This is a genomic window from Rhodococcus sp. NPDC056960, assembly GCF_042674125.1.
Lineage (GTDB): Bacteria > Actinomycetota > Actinomycetes > Mycobacteriales > Mycobacteriaceae > Rhodococcus_F.
In genome coordinates this window covers 168,765-188,059 of sequence record NZ_JBHURF010000012.1, presented here as the reverse complement: position 1 = coordinate 188,059, position 19,295 = coordinate 168,765, and the positions used below count along the sequence as shown (strand labels likewise).

The window sequence follows — 19,295 nt, the reverse complement described above, 5'->3', positions numbered from 1 at the left end:
GCCGCGCGCGACGCAATGTGGAAGAGACTCGATAATGGAAATTCAGGACTACCTGCGAATTCTGCAATCCCGATGGAAGATCATCGCGATCACCACCGTGGTGGCGATCCTCGGCGCGCTGGGGGCGTCGTTGCTGACGACGCCGATCTACGAAGCCTCGACACGGTTGTTCGTGTCGACGTCCGCCGGATCCTCGGTGAACGAGGTCTACCAGGGCAACCTGTTCTCGCAGCAGCGGGTGACGTCCTACACGAAACTGCTCACCGGTGAGACCCTCGCCCAGCGGACGATCGACAAGCTCGATCTCGGCGGCTCGGCCGCGGCGCTCGCCTCCCAGGTGAAGGCCAGCTCCGCACCCGACACCGTGCTGATCGACGTCAAGGTGCAGGATCCGTCGCCGGAACGCGCCCGCGACATCGCCAACGCGCTGTCCGACGAGTTCGTCGTCATGGCCCGTGAGCTCGAGACCCCGGAGAAGGGCGGCGCCCCCGCCGCCCGCGTCGTCGTCGAACAGCAGGCGCAGACCCCGTCCGCTCCCGTCTCGCCCAAGACGCTGCGCAACCTCGCGCTGGGTGCCGCTGTCGGGCTCCTGCTCGGTATCGCCTTCGCCGTCCTGCGGGATCGCCTCGACAACACGGTCAAGGATCGGCGCACCGTCGAGGAACTGGCCGGCTCGGCACTGATCGGCACCATCCCGTTCGACAAGGAACGGCAGACGCAGCAGGCCATCAACTTCGCCGAAGGCAACTCGTCGAGCGCCGAGTCCTACCGCGAGCTGCGGACCAACCTGCAATTCCTCGAGGTCGACAACCCGCCGCGCGTCATCGTCGTCACCAGTTCGCTGCCCACCGAGGGCAAGACCACCACCGCCATCAACATCGCCCTCGTGCTCGCGGAGGGCGGCCAGAACGTGTGCCTGGTCGAGGGCGACCTCCGCAAGCCCCGGGTGTCGAAGTACCTCGGCGTCGTCGGTTCCGTCGGCCTCAGCAGCGTGCTGGCCGGCAAGGCCGACCTCGACGCCGTGCTCCAGCCGACGCAGTACTCGGGCCTCACCGTCCTCGCGTCCGGACCCATCCCGCCGAACCCGAGTGAGCTCCTCGGAACGGAGACCGCCCGCCAGGTGCTGGCCGAGCTGCGCGAACGGTTCGACTACGTGATCGTCGACGCGTCCCCGTTGCTGCCGGTCACCGACGCGACCGTGCTGACCGCGATGTCGGACGGTGCGCTGGTCATCGCGCGCCACGCCGAAACCAAGCGCGACCAGCTGTCGAGGGCGGTGGGCAACCTGCACAGCGTGGGGGCGACCATCCTCGGAACGATCATCACGATGACGCCGAGCCGCGGGCGGGGTGTCTACGAGTACAAGTACTACTACGAGACCGACAAGTCCCTGCCGCAGTTGCAGCAGGCCACCCCCGCGCAGGTTTCCCTCCCGCAGCCGCCCGTTCCGCAGCAGGCGCCGCGGCCGCCGCTACCGCAGCAGGCCCAGCCGCAGCAGGCCCAGTACGTGCACGACGAGTACACACCGCACCCGTACGGGGGAGAACCGCAGGACGTCCCGGCCTACCAGGGCGCCCCGGCGTACCAGGACCAGCAGTGGTACGGAGGTCCCGAGCAGTACGGTCACGAGCAGCAGGCGGGCGCACCGATGCCTCCCGCACCCCGGCGCACCCGCCGCTACCGTGACGACCAGGACTCCTGGTCAGAGGCGGACGCTCCGCGTAATCACACCCAGTAGATCGGCGATCTCGGACCCGATGGTCAGGAACGTGTTCTCGTCCTGTCCCATCGGGTCCGGCACGTCCTCGGGGGTCTCGCCCGCCTTGTGTCTGGGACGTGCCGCCGCCAGATCGGCCACGGATTTCGCATCCGCGGCGTCCGCGAGACGGGCCGCCTCCCGGAGGGTGAACGTCTTCTTCAGCTGCTCCGGTGCGAGTGCCAGCACCTTCTCGCGCTGACGCTCGGTCATCGTCAGCACCAGATCGGCGGCCACGGCGAGGTCGGCGGTGAGCATCCGTGCGGTGAACTCGCTGGGATCGCCACCGAGCCCTTCGAGGACTTGCGCGGCCGTCGGTTCCATCGGGCGTCCGACCGCAGCGCGTGTACCTGCACTTTCGGCAGTCAGATCGGTGATCCCGAGCTCCTCGGCGAAGGCCACTGCGAGGCGCTCAGCCGTTGGGGAGCGGCAGACGTTTCCGGTGCAGACGAAGAGAACATGCATGGGCGAAGCATAGGGTCTCGGCCCGCACCGTCCGTACACGCACTGTTGGCTTCGAACATCAGCCGGGGAAATATCGCGCTCACCTGCACTGGTTATCAAGGGTGCATGCGCTGCACCGTGTTTGGAACCGGATACCTGGGAGCCACCCACGCCGCCTGTATGGCGGAACTGGGCCACGACGTTCTCGGCGTCGACATCGATCCCGGAAAAGTGGCGAAACTCTCCTCCGGAGAGGTCCCGTTCTACGAGCCCGGACTGGCGGAGGTCCTCCGGCGGAACATCGACGCCGGGCGGTTGCAGTTCACCACGTCGTACGCCGAGGCCGCCGCGTTCGCGGACCTCCACTTCCTCGGTGTCGGCACCCCGCAGAAGAAGGGGGAGTACGCCGCCGACCTGCGGCACGTGCACTCGGTGATCGACACGCTGGCGCCGCTGCTGGACCGTCCCGCGGTGATCGTCGGAAAGTCGACGGTCCCGGTCGGGACGGCCGCAGACCTGGGTGCGCGGGCCCGGGCGCTCGCGCCCGCGGGCGACGGCGTGGAGGTCGCGTGGAACCCGGAGTTCCTCCGCGAGGGATTCGCCGTCCAGGACACCCTGCACCCCGACCGCATGGTGCTCGGCGTCGACCGGCAGCGCCCGGGGCGCGCGGAGACCGAACTGCGCGAACTGTATGCCCGCCTGCTCGCCGAGGACATTCCGTTCCTGGTCACCGACCTCGCCACCGCGGAACTGGTCAAGGTGTCGGCGAACGCGTTCCTCGCCACCAAGATCTCCTTCATCAACGCGATCTCCGAGGTGTGCGAGGCGACGGGTGCCGATGTCACCCAACTCGCCGACGCGCTGGGATACGACGAGCGGATCGGCCGGCGGTTCCTCAACGCCGGGCTCGGCTTCGGCGGCGGCTGCCTGCCCAAGGACATCCGCGCGTTCATGGCGCGGGCCGGCGAACTGGGCGCAAATCAGGCACTGCATTTCCTCCGGGAGGTCGACAGCATCAATATGCGGCGACGCACCCGGATGGTCGAGTTGGCGGCGCAGGCGTGCGGAGGGTCGCTGCTCGGCGCCAACGTCGCGGTGCTCGGCGCGGCATTCAAACCGGAATCCGACGACGTCCGTGATTCCCCCGCGCTGAACGTCGCGGGAATGATGCAACTGCACGGGGCGGTCGTCAGCGTCTACGACCCGAAGGCGCTCGACAACTCACGACGGCTGTTTCCCACGCTGAACTACGCGACGTCGGCCGTCGAGGCGTGCGACAACGCGGACGCGGTGCTCGTGCTCACCGAGTGGGCGGAATTCGCGGCGCTGCACCCGGACGACCTGAACGACGTGGTCCGCGCGCGGGTGATGGTCGACGGCCGCAACTGCCTCGACGCCGCGGAATGGCGCGCCGCCGGGTGGGTCTACCGGGGGCTCGGCCGGGGCTGACCGGCAGCGCCGAAGGGTTGCGATCGGGTCACGAACAGATCGGACCGCGCGGTTCGGTAACGGGTTTCGGATGGATCGTCGCGCCGGGGCCGCCGGACCGGTAGCGTCGCCGACAACGGCGTCGAATCGGGGGCGTGACCATGGCGATCTCGGCTCGCTTGTCTCAGGTGCTGCTGCTCTGCGCGGCATTGGCGTTCTTCGCGTTCCCCGCCGACGCGATGGAGGTCCCGACCCAGCCCGGGCCGCCGCAGTCCCAGGCGGGCGACGCGATCACCTACTCCGAACAGCACCCGCATTCCGCGCCCCCGGGGGTCAACGACTTCAGCTGCCACCCCGACGCCGCGCACCCCCACCCGGTGGTGCTCGTCCACGGCAGCGACGGCAGTGCCTACGCGAACTGGGCGGGGTTGAGCCCTCGACTGAAAGAGGCCGGCTACTGCCTGTTCGCCCTCAACTACGGGCAGAAACCGGGCACCGAGCATTACGGCATGGAGACGATGACCGAGGGGGCACACGAACTGGACGATTTCGTCGCCCGGGTGCTGTCCGTGACGGGCGCGTCCAAGGTCGACGTGATCGGGCACTCGCAGGGCGCGACGGTGGCCCGGTACTACATCAACAGGCTCGGCGGAGCGGCCCACGTGAACCGGTGGATCGGTCTGGCGTCCCCGACCTACGGCGGGACGTTCTTCGGGATCGCGACTGCGGTGACGTCCGTTCCCGGGGGCTCCGAACTGATCGAGCGCTTCGGTTCGGAGGCGCTCGCCGAGCAGGTGCAGGGATCGGATTTCCTCACCACCCTCAACGCCGGTGGCGACACCGTGCCCGGGGTGGAGTACACGACCATCGGGACGCGGTACGACGAGGTGATCCAGCCGTACACCAACGTGGCGCTGCACGATCCCGGTGCCACCAACATCCTCGTCCAGGATCTGTGCCCGCTGGATCAGACCGGACACTTCAACCTCCCCTACGACCCGTTCACCCAGCAACTGGTGCTCAACACCCTCGATCCCACCCACGCCGTGGTGCCGCCGTGCACGTTCGTGCCGCTGGGCACCGGCATCGCCGGCGTGATCATCGCGAGCAACTTCTGATTTCGGTTGCGGCCGAACGGCTGCTCGGTTGCCGGGTCGGACCTCTTCGCTAGACTGCGGGCCATGGAGTGGGGGGATTCCGGATCGAACCCGTGCACAGTCGAGTCAGGCGGCCCATGAGTTCGGTTCTAGGTGTGTCGGTCGGTGCGAGCGCTGTGCGCTTGGCACGACCCGGCTCCGTGAACCGTGACGGCACCGGGAACCGGCACCTGCCCGACTTCCTCGCCCAGGTCGTCGCCGCAGGCCCCGACCGGCCCGAGGAACTCGCCGCCGAGTCGATCGGTGTCGTCCTCGCGGGCACGCCGGGCGCCGGACAGGTGCACGCCACCGGCGTCGCCTACCGCGACGAAGCCCAGGCCGGCGCCGTGCACGCGGCGATGGCTCGGCAGCAACTGGTCCACTACCAGCTCGTCACCGAAGCCTCGGCGGCGCTGGCGTTCCTCGACGCGTCCGGTGCCCTCGCCGACCACCGGACGCTCGTCTTCTACGACCTGGGCAGCTCCGGCCTCACGGTGAGTGTCGTGGACCGGGCGACGGGCGACGTAGTGGAGACGACCCGCACCGACACGGTGAGCGGAGACGTCTTCGACGGATTGATCCGCGACAACCAGTTGGAGAACAAGCGCATCGACGCGCCGCGCGACACGGCCGAGAGCCTCGCGCTCGACCGCCGCTGTCGTGAGGCGAAGGAGCGGCTGTCGACCGGCGGCGCCGTCGCGGTGCCGGGCGACGGCGGGCTGCTGTTGCTCTCGCGGGACGTGTTCGACGCGCTGATCGGCGTCACCGTCGAATCCTCGGCGCGCCTCGCCCGCGACGTGATCGAGAGATCGGGGCGAGTCCCGGATGCCGCGGTCCTCGTCGGCGGCGGCGCCCGGATTCCGCTCGTACGGTCGGTGCTCGAATCGTGGCTCGGGTTGCCCGTCATCGTTCCCGACCACCCCGAACTCGTTGCGGCACAGGGTGCTGCGCTGCTCGCGCAGCGGGTGGTGCCTCCTGTGGCCGTCACGACGGTCCGCCCGCCGCAGCACGCGCCGGTGCCCGTGCTCGAGGCCGGGCCGTCACGCCATGCTCCGACTGCGGCAGTTGCGCGCAGCGGTGTGCCGTCGAGCATTCCGTCCTGGCTGAGCGCCGCCGCGCCACCACCGAGTCAGCAGGTCGCCAAACTCCAGATCCGGGGAGCCGCACTGGCGGGAAGTGCGCTCGCCGTCATCGCGGTGATCGGGCTCGGACTCGGGTACGGCGGCACCCTGCTGGGGCGAACGGAGGGCACGTCCCAGCCGGTGACCACCCAACTCGTCACCGAGCCGCCCACCGTCACCGAGGTGGCCACACCGTCACCGACGCCGCCCCCGGCGCCTCCGACGTCCGAGACTGTCGAGGCACCGGTGCAGACGGCGTCCCAGATCCGGATTCCCGAGCCGGTACCCGCGCCGCCGCCGCCACCGCCGCCGGCGCCACTGTTCCCCGGTCTGCCGCAGATCCCACTGCCGCCCCTGCAGCTGCCCGAACTCCCCAGGTTCCCGGGAACGTAGTCGCCGCCGCGTCGCGGGCCTACGATGGGAATGGTTCCGGCGTCGAGAGGATGTGTGCAATGACTGCAAACCCCGCGGAGTTCCACGGCACTCCCAGTGTTTCCCGGCCTCCGACGCCCGCTGCACCGGCCGAACCGCGCCGGCTGGTCGCCTACACGAAGCCGATCCTGAAGATCTTCCCGCCGACCAGCGAGCGCGCGGCCAAGGTGACGATGCTGACCGTGTACGCGCTGATGGTCATCGCCATCATCTTCATCGTGCTCCGGGAGTTCGGCGTCTTCAGCTAGGGCACTCGCCGCTACTTGGAGTGGCGGCCACCCCGCGACGGTTTCACCCCGGGCGCCGCACCGGACGGACCCGCGCCGATCGGCCGCGCCAGCATCACCGCGATCGCGGTGGTCAGCGGAACCGACAGCGCCAGGGCGATGCCGCCGACCGCGGACCGCACGATCTCGATGGCGACGGCGTCGCTGAGCAGCACGTCCTGGATCGACCGCCCCGCCACCGTGAACAGCAGCAGCAGTGGCAGCGCGCCGCCCGCATAGGCCAGGACGAGGGTGTAGACGGTGCTCGCGATGTGATCGCGGCCGACCCGCATCGCCGAACCGAAGATCTGCCCGCGGGAGGCGCCCGGGTCCAGCGACGCGAGTTCGAACGCGGACGCGGCCTGCGTGATGGTCACGTCGTTGAGCACACCCAGCGAGCCGATGATGAACCCTGCCAGCAGTAGCCCGGTGATGCTGACGTGCTGAATGTACGTCTGGACGTTGGTGTTCTGCTCCTCGGACAGCCCGGTCAGCCGCGTCATCTCGATGGTCGCGTAGGAGAGGACCGCCGCCAGAAGCATCGATGCGAGCGTGCCCAGCAGCGCCGAACTGGTGCGCAGTGACACACCGTGCGCCAGGTACAACACGGCATACAGGATCACGGCTCCCGAGACGAGAGCCACCGGGATCGCCGGCTGTCCGTCCAGTAGCGCCGGAAGAGTGAAGAGGACGAGCACCCCGAACGAGACGACGATGCCGACCAGTGCGCGGAACCCGCGCCAGCGCGCCACCGCGATTACGACCACGGCGAACGCGAGTGCGATGAGGGTGACGGGCAGGCCGCGGGCGAAGTCCTCGAACGAGTACTCCGTCGTCCCGTTCACATCCGTCTGGCGGGCCAACCGGATGTTCTCGCCCACCCGCAGGTCGGGCTGACCTGGTCCGGGAATGATCTCGAGCAACGTCTGGGTACCGCTGTTCGGGCCGGACTCGATGTCGACGATGCTGCGCTGGCACTCGTACGCGCCGGCGGGCGGCGGCAGCGGCGCACCCGTGAACGCGCGACCCGCGGACGGACTCCCGCAGTCGCCGATGTTCTGCATCGTGACCGTGCCCGACTCCGTCACCACCGCACCGCCTTGGGCGCTCTGGAACGGCTGCTCGACGTCGACACTCGGTTTGCCGGGCCACAACGCGATCGCGCCGGCGAGTACCGCGACCCCGATAGCGACGAGGAGTCCGACGACCACCTTCGCGGCCACCGGACCCATCGGCGCCGGACCGTCGCTGTGCCCGTGCCCGTGGCCGTGGCCGTGTCCGTGTCCGTGGAATTCGCTCATCGGCCGCGTCGCGTCGGCTGCTGGGGGGATAGTCTCCGCACGCACGACAGGGTAGCCGGACCGCAGCCGGTCCCGCCGTGACGGAAGTGACGTGAGGTACCGCTGTTGCCGAGTCGGCAGGTTCGTATTGCCTTCGTGTCGCTTATATGTCGCCGTTGTGATTAGATATCGAGGCACGGTGCGCTACAGCTAATATGCAGCGAACGTCGAACTCCACGCACGAGTGGTCCGGAACTCCGAACGAGGGGTGTGTTCCGCGGACGCTGACACGCTGTGCGGAGAGTGTTGCCGAGCTGGGTGGCGGGGTACAGGGGGGGTTGACCCCGCCACCAACCTGGCGCCCACAGGGGGGGAGGGGCGACAGGTGCTCGCGGCACTCGAGGTGCCGGTTGCCAATCTACCGACACGGTGGGGGTATTCGTCAACCGGGTAGGTGAAATCGCCCACATGTCGTGACCTCGCATCGCGACGGCCTAGGATTATGGCCGTTCGGAGGTGTTCCAGTGCGAATCTCGCGGCAGTCGCGATCCAGCAACCATCTTCGCCGCATCGTGGCGGAGATGGGTATTCCCGTGCCCTGGAACAGGGATCGGCTCGTCGCCGACGTGGCGGCACGGCGCGGTCGTCCGATCCGACTGGTTCCGGTCACCCACGCACTGGTCCAGGGCGGGCACTCCGGCCTCTGGCTCGCACGGGCGGACGACGACGTGATCCTGTACGCCGCGGGGATGTCGGACGTCCATGCCACTCACATCATCTGCCACGAGTTGGCGCACATGGTGCTCGGGCACGATCGCGATGCCGTCGGAGACACCTCCGTCGACTCGGCCGTGCTGACGGAGGCCGCACCGTCGGTCGACACGGCTCGCGTGGTCAGAATGCTGGGCAGGTCCAACTATTCGAACGATCAGGAATACGAGGCGGAACTCCTCGCCACCCTGATCATGGCGGGTCGCCGGGCGCGGGCGAGCGACGACGCCCTCGGTGACGCGCGCGTGTCCCGGATGCTCGGAACGTTCTGACGCCGTGTACGAACCGCCCACCTATGTGAGCTGGCCGCTCCTCGCCCTCGTCTGGGCGACGACCCTCCTCCGCCTGGCGCTCGTCCGGTCGACGGTCGCCGAACGCCGGATGAACGCCGCCCTCGTCTTCGCCTCCCTCTCCCTGGTGCTCCAGCGTTCACTGGCGCAGCACTGGCTCGACCTCTGGTTCGGACACGGATTCGCGAACACTCTGAGCAACATCTGCATCATGCTCACGGCGGCGTCGCTGATCAGCCTCTTCTCGGCGTGGGCGCTGGGCCCTGCGCGTCTTCCCCGCATTCACACCGTCTCGCTGTCGGTCTGCCTCGTGGCGGGGGCGATTCTGATCGCGCTGAGCACGCCGGCGCGGTCGCGGGGCGTCGCCGTCGCCGACGAGGGCGGCTGGCTCTTCGCGGCGTACTGCATCACCTACGCGATCCCGATCCTCGCCGTCGCCCTCCTCAACCTGTGGATCTCCCTGAAGGCCGTGCGCAGCGCGACGCCGGGACGCGAACGCCGGGTGTTTCTCGCCGTCATCGCCCTGTCGCTGTTCGAGGTCGTCGACATGGGGATCGTCGTGACGACCGGCGTGGTCAACGCGGTCAGCGAGGACAACGTCCTGACCGAATCGCACAGCGACTCGGGGGCATTCATCCGCCTGCTCGCCGTGTCGGCCGGCGCGCTCATCTCGGTGGGACCGGTCGTGCGGGTTCTCGGTCACCGGCGGCGGTCGCAACGAGTCACGCGCCGGCTGCAGCCGATGTGGCGGACCCTGACCGGCGCGGTGCCCGAGGTGGTGCTGGAACTGCGCCCGGAGGACCGCCGGACACTGTCCGCCCGCGACCGCCTGGACCGCATGAGCGTCGAGATCCGCGACGCGATCATGATCCTCGACCGGCACGTGGTGTTCGAACTCGGCGGGCTCGGCGACAGTGCGCCACCCGTGGTCACGGCGACCCGGCTGCATCTCGCGTGCCTGGCCCGGACCGCCGGTCACCGGGCGCACGGCACCGGCGGGACGACGCACCTGTTCGGCACCGACGTCGGCGGCGAACCGTGGGAGCTGGCGCAGCTGGCCGACCACTGGCGGGAGGCCGAGGCCCAGGCGGCCGCGCTCTGGGCTCGGCGCCTGCCGCAGTTCGGTGGACCCGAGCACCCGGCACGCGTCGCCGCTCAGGTCTGACGGGGCTCCGGCGCCGCGACCGGCGCGGGTCCGGGGCTGTTCCGCAAATTCTCCAGGAGGGGAATCAGCGATTCCATCTCGGCGGTGGTCGGCTCGGAGCCGGCGTCGAGCGAGCGCATGGACAGGTGCCGGACCCCGGCCTCGCGGACCGCGATCTTGAACCGCACGAGAGTGTCGTACTCGTGGTAGCCGTCGGCCGCGAGGTACTGCTCGGGGGCGTGGAAATGCTGCGCGACCGCACGGACGACATCCGGCTCGGCCGGGTGGTGATCGTTGCTGCGCAGCGACTCGATCACCGACGGCTCGACGCGGCGGCCGAGTATCCGGGACACACCCGCGGCGACGGTGTCATCGCCCGGTTCCGGGCCGTCGAGGTCGTGGGCGAGCGAGAACAGGCGGTTCACCCGCACCGACAGTGGCACGCCGGTCATGCGTTCACCTCCGTGTCTCCGCTGCGGTCGGGATCGTCGGTGGCCACGAGTTTCACCGCGTCCTCCCATCGACGCCAGAACCGTTCCCGGGTGGCCGCGTCGAGGTCCTCCTCCCGGCCGTAGAGGAACCGGCGGTACCGCGCCTCCTCGCGTTCGCGCGGGTCGGTGGCCGTCGACGGGACCTCCAGCAGGTGCCCGAACGCGAACTCGACCAGCGGTTGCCGGGGCCCGGCGGGACCCCCGTTGACTTCCAGCAACCGCGTCACGTACGCGCCGGTGATCTTCGAGACCACCTTGCTCAGTTCGCCCGCGGCCTCGGCCAGCCCCGGGACCTCGGGGTGCGCCGCGCTGAGTTCGGTGATCCGGGTGTGCGGCCCGAGGATCTCGATGATCGTGTCCAGATCGAGCGGAATCTCCGACGGCCCGAGCGTCAGCGGTCGCGTGGGCTGCGACCGGTCGTCCCCGTCCAGCGCCTCGAGGGGCGTCGGATGCCCACCGTCGAGGGTGCGCGCCGCGCTGCCCGGCGCCCACCGCAGCGCGACGTCCAGTTTGCGGAGGGTTTCGATGCTCGGATCCGGGCCGGTCCCGTTCTCGGCCCGGGTCTGCGCGGCGTCGGACGGACCACCCGCGGCGGTGACCTCGTCCTGCGTGAGGTTCAGCAAACGGCGTCGTTTATGGACGAATTGCCCGAAACGCGCGCGGGTGCTGGTGACCATTCTTTTCCCCCAGGAGACACGCAAGCGACGCGCGTGTCGCTTGCTGTGCCTCGATCCTACTGCTTGTAGCTGGTGAGGAAATTACCGAACCGCTCGATGGCGACAGCGAGATCACGGGCCCACGGCAACGTCACGATGCGGAGGTGGTCGTGGTCCGGCCAGTTGAATCCGGTGCCCTGCACCATCAGGATCTTCTCCTGCAGCAGAAGGTCCTGGACCAGTTTCTCGTCGTCGTAGATCTCGTACACGTTCGGATCGAGCCGGGGGAACGCGTACAGCGCACCCTTCGGCTTCACACACGAGACGCCCGGAATCATGTTGAGGCGTTCCCAGGCCACGTCCCGCTGCTCGAGCAGCCGGCCACCCGGCAGGATCAGGTCCTCGATGCTCTGGTGTCCGCCGAGCGCGACCTGGATGGCGTGCTGACCGGGCACGTTCGGGCACAGCCGCGTCGACGCCAGCAGGTCGAGACCCTCGAGGAATCCCGCGGCGTGCTCCTTCGGTCCCGTGATGGCGACCCAGCCGGACCGGTAGCCCGCGACCCGGTACGCCTTCGACAGACCGTTGAACGTCAGGCACAGCAGATCCGGGGCCAGCGTGGCGAGTGAGATGTGCTTGGCGTCGTCGTACAGGATCTTGTCGTAGATCTCGTCCGCGAGCAGCAGCAGCTGATGCTTGCGGGCCAGGTCGACGAGCTGCTGCAGCACCTCCATCGAGTACACCGCACCCGTCGGATTGTTCGGGTTGATGACCAGGAGCGCCTTGGTCTTGTCCGTGATCTTCGACTCGATGTCGGCGATGTCCGGGTTCCAGTCGTTGCCCTCGTCGCAGAGGTAATGCACCGGAGTGCCGCCGGCCAGGCTCGTCATCGCGGTCCACAGCGGGTAGTCCGGCGCCGGGATCAGCACCTCGTCGCCGTTGTCGAGAAGCGCCTGCATCGTCATCGTGATGAGCTCGGACACACCGTTGCCCAGGTAGATGTCGTCGACGTCGAGTTCGGGGAATCCCGCGACCAGTTCGTAGCGGGTGACGATCGCGCGCCGCGCCGACAGGATGCCCTTGGACTCGGAGTACCCCTGCGCGTACGGGAGCGCGGCGATCATGTCGCGCATGATCACGTCGGGCGCGTCGAAACCGAACGGTGCGGGGTTGCCGATGTTGAGCTTGAGGATCCGGTGGCCTTCCGCCTCCAGCCGGGCGGCGTGGGCATGTACCGGTCCACGAATCTCGTAGAGCACGTTCTGGAGTTTGGTGGACTGCTCCAGCTTGCGGTGCGGCTTGCGGTGATGGCCGTGGTCTGGGTTGCTCACGAGCGTCATTCTCCCACCCCCGGGCAACCCGATTTCTACTGGTGGGTATCGACGGGCCCCGGCGGCGTCGAAACTCCTCGGCCGCGCGGGCGCCCGTCGTACCCTCGGGAAGGGGCCCGATCCGTTTCGTGTTCACCGCGCCCGGAGGGAGCGACGCACATGTCAGCACCGGTATTTCCCCGTCCCGCACCCGTCGACGTCACGCACCACAGCCACCTCAGCGGGATCTTCGCGCCGCAACGCGAGGAGGTGGACGTCGGGGATCTCGAGGTGATCGGCGAGTTGCCCGCCGATCTCCACGGCGCCTATCTGCGCAACGGTCCGAACCCGCGCTTCGACCCCATCGGCAGCTACGTCTATCCGCTCGACGGCGACGGCATGGTCCACCGCGTCGAACTGTCGGGAGGCGCCGCCCGCTACACCAACCGGTTCGTCCGAACCCCGATGGTGGAGGCGGAGGAGAAGGCCGGGCACGTGATCTGGCCCGGCGTCACCGACCTCTACACGCCGACCGAGGACGAGGTGGGGCCCGAACTGGCGGGCACGTCGCGCGAGCTGCCCGACATCAACATCGTCCGGCACGGGGGACGACTGCTGGCGATGGCCGAGACCACGCTGCCGTTCCGGCTCGACCCTGCCGACCTGAGCACGCTGGAGCGCGAGAACTGCGACGGGGCCATGAGTGTCGGGAGCACCGCGCACCCCAAGCTCGACCCGGTGACCGGGGAGATGGTGCTGTTCAATTACATGCTCGAGCCCCCGTACCTGACGTGGTCGGTGGTGCACTCCGACGGTTCGGTGGCGCGGACGCCGACGCCGGTCGAGGGGGTGGACACCCCGCTGATGGTCCACGACATGGCGCTCACCGAGCACTATATCGTGCTGATGCTGTGCCCCCTGGTCTTCGACATCGCCGCGGTGATGACCGGCGGATCCGTACTGGACTGGCGGCCGGACGACGGCACGAGGCTCGCGCTGATACCCCGTGACGGCGGTCCGGTGCGGTGGTCGACGCACGACGCGTACTGGGTGTGGCATTTCGCGAACGCGTTCGATCTGCCCGACGGGCGTGTGAGCGTCGACTACGTCGAATGGACGTATCCCGGGGGTTTCGCGAAGGCTCCGGCGCCGTCGCTCGGGTCCCTGATCCGCGCCGTCGTCGACCCCGGCAGCGGCCGGATGACGCGAGAGGTGGTGTGCGACCGCGACGTCGAGTTCCCGCGGGTCGACGACCGCGAACTCACCCGCGGGCACCGCACGGTGGCCACCGTCGGCAAACTCGATCGCAGCCAGGGTCGCCAGGATTCGCTGTGGTTCTTCGACCCGGCCCGCGGCACCGAGGCACATTGGGATCCGGGGAGCGTGTCGGTGGGCGAGCCGATCTTCATGCCGGGCACCGACCACGAGTACTGGGGAATGATCGGGACGGACCGCGTCGACATGACGTCCTGGTTCTTCGTGCTCACCGCCGACGATCCCGGTGCCGGCCCGATCGGGAAGGTGCGGCTGCCGATCCGGGTTCCGGCGGGCCTTCACGGCGCGTGGCTGCCTGCGGAGTAGGGGTCGGCGGAATATCCTCGGCGAATGACCTCTGCGCCCTACGGTTCCTGGCCCTCTCCGATCGCGGCGGCGGATCTCGCCTCCAGCGGACACCCCGTCGAAGGCGGCCGCTACGTGGGCGACGACGTGTGGTGGGCGGAACTACGCCCCAGTGAGGGCGGGCGGGTCGCGGTGCGCCGCCTCGGTCTCGACAACGAACCGGAGGACGTCCTGCCGGCGCCGTGGAACGCGCGCACCCGCGTCCACGAGTACGGCGGCGGGGCCTGGACCGTCACCGACGCCGGTCACCTGGTGTTCGCCGAGTTCGGCGATCAGCGTCTGTATCTGCTGGAAGGTGGCACACCGGTGCCGCTGACACCGGAGCCGCCGCAGCCCTGCTCGCTGCGGTACGGCGACCTCTCGGTGGTCGACGGCGAGGTGTGGGCCGTGCGCGAGACCCACGACACGGACGGCGGCGTCACCCGCGACATCTGCGTCGTCCCGCTGGACGGATCGGCGGCAGGCGACGCGCACCGGGTGCGGTCCGTTGTCGCCGGCTCCGATTTCCTGGCGAACCCGCGGCTGTCGCCGGACCGCAGGCACCTCGCCTGGATCGCGTGGGACCACCCCCAGATGCCGTGGGACGGTACCGAACTGAGGGTCGTGCCGATCGAGGGCGGCCGGGTGACCGGGCAGGTGCGGTCCCTGCTCGGCGGCGTCGAGGAATCGGTGCTGCAACCGGAATGGTCCGGGCCTGCCGAGCTGTACACCATCAGCGACCGAAGCGGCTGGTGGAACCTCTACCGGGTCGGGATCGACGACGCCGACCCGGTGGCGTTGTGCCCGATGGACGCCGATTTCGGCGGCGCACTGTGGATGCTCGGGGGCCGGTGGCACACCCGCCGCGACGACGGCACGCTGCTCACCGTCCGGACGTTCGGCACCGACACCCTCGCCGTCCTCGATCCGGCGACCGGTTCGCTCGCCGACATCCCCCTGGACGGGCTCACCAGCGTCGGCTTGGGGGACCGCCGCGGCAACCGGATCCTGCTGCTCACCGGCGGTGCGCAGACACCGGCGGGTCTGCGTGAACTCGACCTCGACACGGGCGACCTCCGGACCATCCGGCTGTCCGTCACCGACCTACCCGAATCGGCGTATCTCCCGGAGGCCCGGACTCTGACGTTCCAGGGCGCCGAACGCGAGGTCCACGTCATCGCCTACCCGCCGCGGCATCCCCGGTACCAGGGGGAGGACGGCGAGTTGCCGCCGTATGTGGCGTTCGTGCACGGCGGACCGACGTCGCGGGTCGCGCCGTTGCTGAACCCCGTGTTCGCGTTCTTCACCAGTCGCGGCATCGGGGTCGTCGACGTGAACTACGGCGGCTCCACGGGTTACGGGCGCGAGTACCGCAACCGGCTGCGCGGTCAGTGGGGCGTCGTCGACGTCGAAGACGTGGTGACGGCGGTGACGGGCCTCGCCGAGGCGGGCATGGCGGACCCCCGCAGGCTCGCGATCGAGGGTGGATCCGCCGGCGGCTGGACCGTCCTCGCGGCGCTGACCACGTCGGACGTGTTCGCGTGCGGCGCGTCGTACTTCGGTGTGGCCGAGCTCGACGGATTCGTGAAGGAGACGCACGATTTCGAATCCCGCTACATCGACGGCCTCATCGGCCCACTGCCCGAATCGGCCGACCTCTACGCGGAGCGGGCACCGCTGAACAACGTCGCCGGGTTGAACTGCCCAGTGCTGCTGTTGCAGGGACTCGACGATCCGATCGTGCCGCCCTCGCAGGCGGAACGGTTCCGGGACGCCCTCGTGGAGAAGGGCATCCCACACGCGTACCTCGAATACGAGGGGGAGTCGCACGGATTCCGGAAGCTCGCCACCCTGATCAGCTCCCGCAACGCCGAACTCTCCTTCTACGGTCAGGTTCTCGGCTTCGAGCCGCCGGACATCCCGCGACTCGAACTCTGGCGACCCGAGCAGTAGCGGCGCGGCGCCTCGTCATCGCGCGAGCAGGGCCTCACAGGAACGCGCCGCGCACGCGCACGCCTGAACCGTCGCCGTGTCCATCGTCGGCCGGCCGGCCTGGGACCGCCAGAACCTGAGGGCGGTCAGCGCGACCCGGGAGATCTGCTCCGGGGCGGCGTCGGCGGGCATGCCGAGGCGGGTGTGCGGCGACATGCCCTCGCCGCCGAGCACCCGCTCGAGGAGCACGACATCGGCGTCTCGCAATTGCAGACCGCCGGTGCGCAGACTCGACAGCACCCGCAGCTCTCGGAACACGTGGGTGTCGGCGAGCAGCCGATCGGCCGCCCGGCTGAGGCTGCGGCTGGCCGACGACGGTGTCCTCGCCAGCACCGACTTCAGCGAGCGGAGGGCTGAATGCGCCTTCAGTTCGGTGCTTCGCTGACCGAATTGCAGGTGCAGCGTCCGGCGGAGGTCGTCGAGGCCGCTGTGCGCCGTCAGTTCCCGGGCCAGGGTCGGCGCGTCGGTTGCACCGGTGCGAATCAGCATGACCGCGAACCGGATCCCGAACAGGCCGAAGTGGTCGAGGAGGGCGCGCCGCTGCGGTGACGGCAGCAGGAGCTCCGCGTCGTCCGCGGTGAATCGCGTGATCGAGCGCAGCGCCGCCTCGAGCGTGCCGTCCGGGACGGTGGCGAGCACGGCGAGGTCGTCGAACTCGGTTTGCCGCAGGGTGCGACCGCGGAGCGCGAGAAGTCCCGACACCGGGAGCAGGCTCCGCTCCACCCGGCGGCCCGCGTCGTCTGCTGCGGCCCGGGCGGCGTCGAGGTTGCGTTCGCGACCGCCCTTCACCTCGTCGGCCCGGGACAGCACGCCGACTATGCCGAGCGGGCCCGCCGCGGTTCCGACCCGGGTCTGGAGTTGGTCGAGCAACCGCACGTCCGCGCCGTCGGCGCCCCGGGTGAGGTAGACGACGGCGTCGACGTCGCAGGGCCTGTCCTCGGGGAGCAGCAGCGCCCGGGTGCGGGCCGACACGTCCCGCGAGTTCGACGACGTTCCGGGGGTGTCGACGAGCGTGAATTCGCCGAGCAGTGCCGACGGCCAGCCCACCTGCAGCTTCTCCACACGATCGGCGGTGACCCCGCCCAGGTCCAGGGACAGCCGGCCTTCGTCCCGGTGCACCGGCAGTCGCGTCCGGCGTCCGGAGTCGTGGGTGAGGTCGATGCGCGGTGTGGCGGACTGCTCGAACCAGGTGACGACCCGGGTGCATTCGGTGGCGTCCGTCGGCGCGATCTCCTCGCCGACGAGAGCGTTGAGGAGCGTCGACTTCCCGGCTTTCAGCGTGCCGGTGAGGGCGACGCGGAGCGGCTCGTCGAGTCGGGCGTGGCACTGGCCGAGTTCCTCGACGGAGGCGGGATCGCCGCGCAGTTCGTGCCGGGCGGCATCGATCAGCTGGCGGGTCTGCGACCCGAGACGCGTGACGCTCATGCCGCCACCTGTCCCGCGAAGCCGGCCGCCTGCAGTCGGATCTGCCGTAACGCATCGAGTTCCGTGCGGATCTGCGCAAACCGCGTGGCACGGTGGTCGTCGTGCATCTTCGACGCATCCGTGGCCGCACGCAGCGAATCATCGACGGAACGGAGCATCTCGTTCGCCAGATCGGTGAAGTGGTCCCGCAGAACGCGCTGCACCTCACGTAGCCGCTGCTTCGATTCCTTCCCCACCTGGAAGATCACGTCGTCCATCAACCGGGACACCGCCACCTTCGCCTCCGCCTGCCTGCGGGCGGTACGTGCCTTGCGGTCCTCGCGATACGTGTTGGCGCCGAGCAGAACTCCCGCTCCGATCGAGAAGGGGTTCACCAGCGCCAGTCCTGCCAGGCTGGTGACCAAACCGACCATCAGCACACCACCGTACGACCCGCGCATGCTGGAGAGGACGCGCTGGGTGAACCCCTGCGAGCTCTCCAGGGATTCGAGGGTGTTGACGGGTTCGAGGACATGATCGACGTTGTCGATGCGCAGCGCCGGGACCGGGACCTTGCCGTCCTCGGCGAAGCGGTCGCCGACTGAACGGGCCAGATCGAGCGAGCGGGTGTGGGCCATCACGAAGTTCTCCCGCACACAGGTCGCGATCTCGCCGTCGAGCCACGCACCGAATTTCTCCCAGCGCGGCGCCGGATCGGACGCACCGATGTCCTGCTCGGCCGCGCGCATCACGGTGCGGAGACGATGGCGCAGGTCGTGCTCGATGTCCGTCATCAACTCGATCGCGCCGTCGGCCAGTGTGTGCTGCCAGTTCGCGGAGCGCTGCCGGAGCTGATCCGCCGCCGCGCGAGCCTGTGCCATCTGGGCGAGCAACGCCGCGCCGCGCTGCGGATCACGCACCGCATCGAGTTCGGCGCTGAGCGACAGCGAGAGGTGATCGGTGACGGTGCGAACATCGGCGATCACGGAATTGCGGAGCACCACATCCGCTTTCGCGATCACCTGGGTGCGCAGGTAGTCGACCAACTGCGGTATGCCCGACTCCACGTCGAGCGCGTCGTCGCCGGCCTCACGGGCGTCCTGATGCATCAGCACGGACACCGGCAGCAGCGGCAGCGGGAGGTCAGCGTTCTGCAGGTGGGTGCGGTTGGCCTTCTGAATGTCCGCCCAGCGCGGATAGAAGTCGATCTTGTTGACGACGCAGATCACCACGGGGCACAACTTCTGCACCTGGGTGAGCAGAGCGATCTCGGGCTCGGTGTATTCCTGGCTCGCATCGGAGACGAACAGCACAGCATCCGCCGTCGGGACGAGCGCCAGAGTGTCGGCCGCGCGGGCGGGAGCGTGCCCGGAGAATCCGGGAGCGTCCACCAGCACCAGACCTTCCGCGAGCAGGTCATGGGGAAGTGTGACCGTCGAATCCGGGGCCCCGGCGACCGGGCCGTACTCGACGACCACCGGCTCGTGCCGGGACCGCGCCGCCGCCGACACGTCCGCGTCGACGAGCGCACCCGTCACGGAACTGACACCCTTGTCGGTCAGTCCGAGTACCACCACCCGCGTCCGTGGATCCGCGAGACGCGACTCGGTGTGCGACAACCGGGTCAGCAGATCACCGCGACCCGCAGCGCGGGTCAGCGCCGCGAGTTGCGACAGCAGTGCCGTCATCGACGCAGTGGTCTCGGCAGGAAGATTCGGGCGCACCGGGGTGCTGACGGCTGAGGATTCGAGGGTGGCGTTCATGATCTCCGCAAG

At 69.2% G+C, this 19,295-nt stretch carries 16 protein-coding genes; 9 read left to right on the top strand and 7 right to left on the bottom strand.

Annotated elements, in window-relative coordinates; translation table 11 throughout:
- Nucleotides 1-34: 34 nt before the first annotated feature.
- Nucleotides 35-1,738, top strand: coding sequence for a polysaccharide biosynthesis tyrosine autokinase (locus tag ACFTWF_RS20705; RefSeq protein ID WP_378463046.1), 1,704 nt, complete (start codon nucleotides 35-37; stop codon nucleotides 1,736-1,738).
- Here the strand turns inward: ACFTWF_RS20705 and ACFTWF_RS20700 are convergent.
- Complete coding sequence (locus tag ACFTWF_RS20700) at nucleotides 1,703-2,221, bottom strand: protein tyrosine phosphatase (RefSeq protein WP_378463045.1); 519 nt, start codon at nucleotides 2,219-2,221, stop codon at nucleotides 1,703-1,705. The genes ACFTWF_RS20705 and ACFTWF_RS20700 overlap by 36 nt on opposite strands.
- A 105-nt stretch (nucleotides 2,222-2,326) precedes the next feature.
- Here ACFTWF_RS20700 and ACFTWF_RS20695 point away from each other — a divergent pair, with 105 nt between their 5' ends.
- The 4 genes from ACFTWF_RS20695 to ACFTWF_RS20680 all read left to right on the top strand — a co-directional run bounded on the left by ACFTWF_RS20695 (nucleotide 2,327) and on the right by ACFTWF_RS20680 (nucleotide 6,565).
- The gene (locus ACFTWF_RS20695; RefSeq protein ID WP_378463044.1) at nucleotides 2,327-3,649 is read left to right on the top strand and encodes a UDP-glucose dehydrogenase family protein; all 1,323 of its coding nucleotides are present in this window, start codon (nucleotides 2,327-2,329) and stop codon (nucleotides 3,647-3,649) included.
- A gap of 218 nt (nucleotides 3,650-3,867) precedes the next feature.
- Nucleotides 3,868-4,746, top strand: coding sequence for an esterase/lipase family protein (locus ACFTWF_RS20690; RefSeq protein WP_378463114.1), 879 nt, complete (start codon nucleotides 3,868-3,870; stop codon nucleotides 4,744-4,746).
- Between the two features lie 116 nt (nucleotides 4,747-4,862).
- The gene (locus ACFTWF_RS20685; RefSeq protein ID WP_378463043.1) at nucleotides 4,863-6,278 is read left to right on the top strand and encodes an Hsp70 family protein; all 1,416 of its coding nucleotides are present in this window, start codon (nucleotides 4,863-4,865) and stop codon (nucleotides 6,276-6,278) included.
- 59 nt (nucleotides 6,279-6,337) lie between these two features.
- Nucleotides 6,338-6,565 carry a hypothetical protein gene (locus ACFTWF_RS20680; RefSeq protein ID WP_378463042.1) on the top strand — a complete coding sequence of 76 codons (228 nt, stop codon included), beginning with the start codon at nucleotides 6,338-6,340 and terminating at the stop codon, nucleotides 6,563-6,565.
- Nucleotides 6,566-6,576: 11 nt separating this feature from the next.
- Here the strand turns inward: ACFTWF_RS20680 and ACFTWF_RS20675 are convergent, their stop codons facing one another.
- The gene (locus ACFTWF_RS20675) at nucleotides 6,577-7,884 is read right to left on the bottom strand and encodes a YibE/F family protein (RefSeq protein ID WP_378463041.1); all 1,308 of its coding nucleotides are present in this window, start codon (nucleotides 7,882-7,884) and stop codon (nucleotides 6,577-6,579) included.
- Between the two features lie 503 nt (nucleotides 7,885-8,387).
- Between ACFTWF_RS20675 and ACFTWF_RS20670 the strand changes: the two genes are divergently transcribed.
- Together ACFTWF_RS20670 and ACFTWF_RS20665 are read left to right on the top strand one after the other, a co-directional pair.
- Nucleotides 8,388-8,906, top strand: a complete 519-nt coding sequence (locus tag ACFTWF_RS20670; protein WP_378463040.1) for a hypothetical protein — start codon at nucleotides 8,388-8,390, stop codon at nucleotides 8,904-8,906.
- A gap of 4 nt (nucleotides 8,907-8,910) precedes the next feature.
- The gene (locus ACFTWF_RS20665; RefSeq protein WP_378463039.1) at nucleotides 8,911-10,089 is read left to right on the top strand and encodes an MAB_1171c family putative transporter; all 1,179 of its coding nucleotides are present in this window, start codon (nucleotides 8,911-8,913) and stop codon (nucleotides 10,087-10,089) included.
- On the opposite strand, the gene ACFTWF_RS20660 is transcribed toward ACFTWF_RS20665, so the two are convergent.
- Genes ACFTWF_RS20660 through ACFTWF_RS20650 form a run of 3 tightly spaced genes read right to left on the bottom strand, consistent with a single transcriptional unit; the run spans nucleotide 10,080 to nucleotide 12,555 of the window.
- Nucleotides 10,080-10,520, bottom strand: a complete 441-nt coding sequence (locus tag ACFTWF_RS20660) for a hypothetical protein (protein WP_378463038.1) — start codon at nucleotides 10,518-10,520, stop codon at nucleotides 10,080-10,082. The genes ACFTWF_RS20665 and ACFTWF_RS20660 overlap by 10 nt on opposite strands.
- Nucleotides 10,517-11,236: an XRE family transcriptional regulator gene (locus ACFTWF_RS20655; RefSeq protein WP_378463037.1), complete on the bottom strand. Its 720-nt coding sequence runs from the start codon at nucleotides 11,234-11,236 to the stop codon at nucleotides 10,517-10,519. The genes ACFTWF_RS20660 and ACFTWF_RS20655 overlap by 4 nt, the downstream gene beginning before the upstream one ends.
- Nucleotides 11,237-11,292: 56 nt before the next feature.
- The gene (locus ACFTWF_RS20650) at nucleotides 11,293-12,555 is read right to left on the bottom strand and encodes a pyridoxal phosphate-dependent aminotransferase (protein ID WP_011597655.1); all 1,263 of its coding nucleotides are present in this window, start codon (nucleotides 12,553-12,555) and stop codon (nucleotides 11,293-11,295) included.
- Between the two features lie 150 nt (nucleotides 12,556-12,705).
- Here ACFTWF_RS20650 and ACFTWF_RS20645 point away from each other — a divergent pair, with 150 nt between their 5' ends.
- Both ACFTWF_RS20645 and ACFTWF_RS20640 read left to right on the top strand, forming a co-directional pair.
- Nucleotides 12,706-14,106 carry a carotenoid oxygenase family protein gene (locus tag ACFTWF_RS20645; RefSeq protein WP_378463036.1) on the top strand — a complete coding sequence of 467 codons (1,401 nt, stop codon included), beginning with the start codon at nucleotides 12,706-12,708 and terminating at the stop codon, nucleotides 14,104-14,106.
- A gap of 24 nt (nucleotides 14,107-14,130) precedes the next feature.
- On the top strand, nucleotides 14,131-16,077 hold the full coding sequence (locus ACFTWF_RS20640) for a S9 family peptidase (protein WP_378463035.1): 1,947 nt from the start codon (nucleotides 14,131-14,133) through the stop codon (nucleotides 16,075-16,077).
- Between the two features lie 15 nt (nucleotides 16,078-16,092).
- Here ACFTWF_RS20640 and ACFTWF_RS20635 read toward each other — a convergent pair whose 3' ends face one another.
- Both ACFTWF_RS20635 and ACFTWF_RS20630 read right to left on the bottom strand, forming a co-directional pair.
- Nucleotides 16,093-17,541, bottom strand: coding sequence for a dynamin family protein (locus ACFTWF_RS20635; protein ID WP_378463034.1), 1,449 nt, complete (start codon nucleotides 17,539-17,541; stop codon nucleotides 16,093-16,095).
- Nucleotides 17,538-19,283: a dynamin family protein gene (locus ACFTWF_RS20630; protein ID WP_378463033.1), complete on the bottom strand. Its 1,746-nt coding sequence runs from the start codon at nucleotides 19,281-19,283 to the stop codon at nucleotides 17,538-17,540. Before ACFTWF_RS20630 ends, ACFTWF_RS20635 begins: the two co-directional genes overlap by 4 nt.
- Nucleotides 19,284-19,295 lie beyond the last annotated feature (12 nt).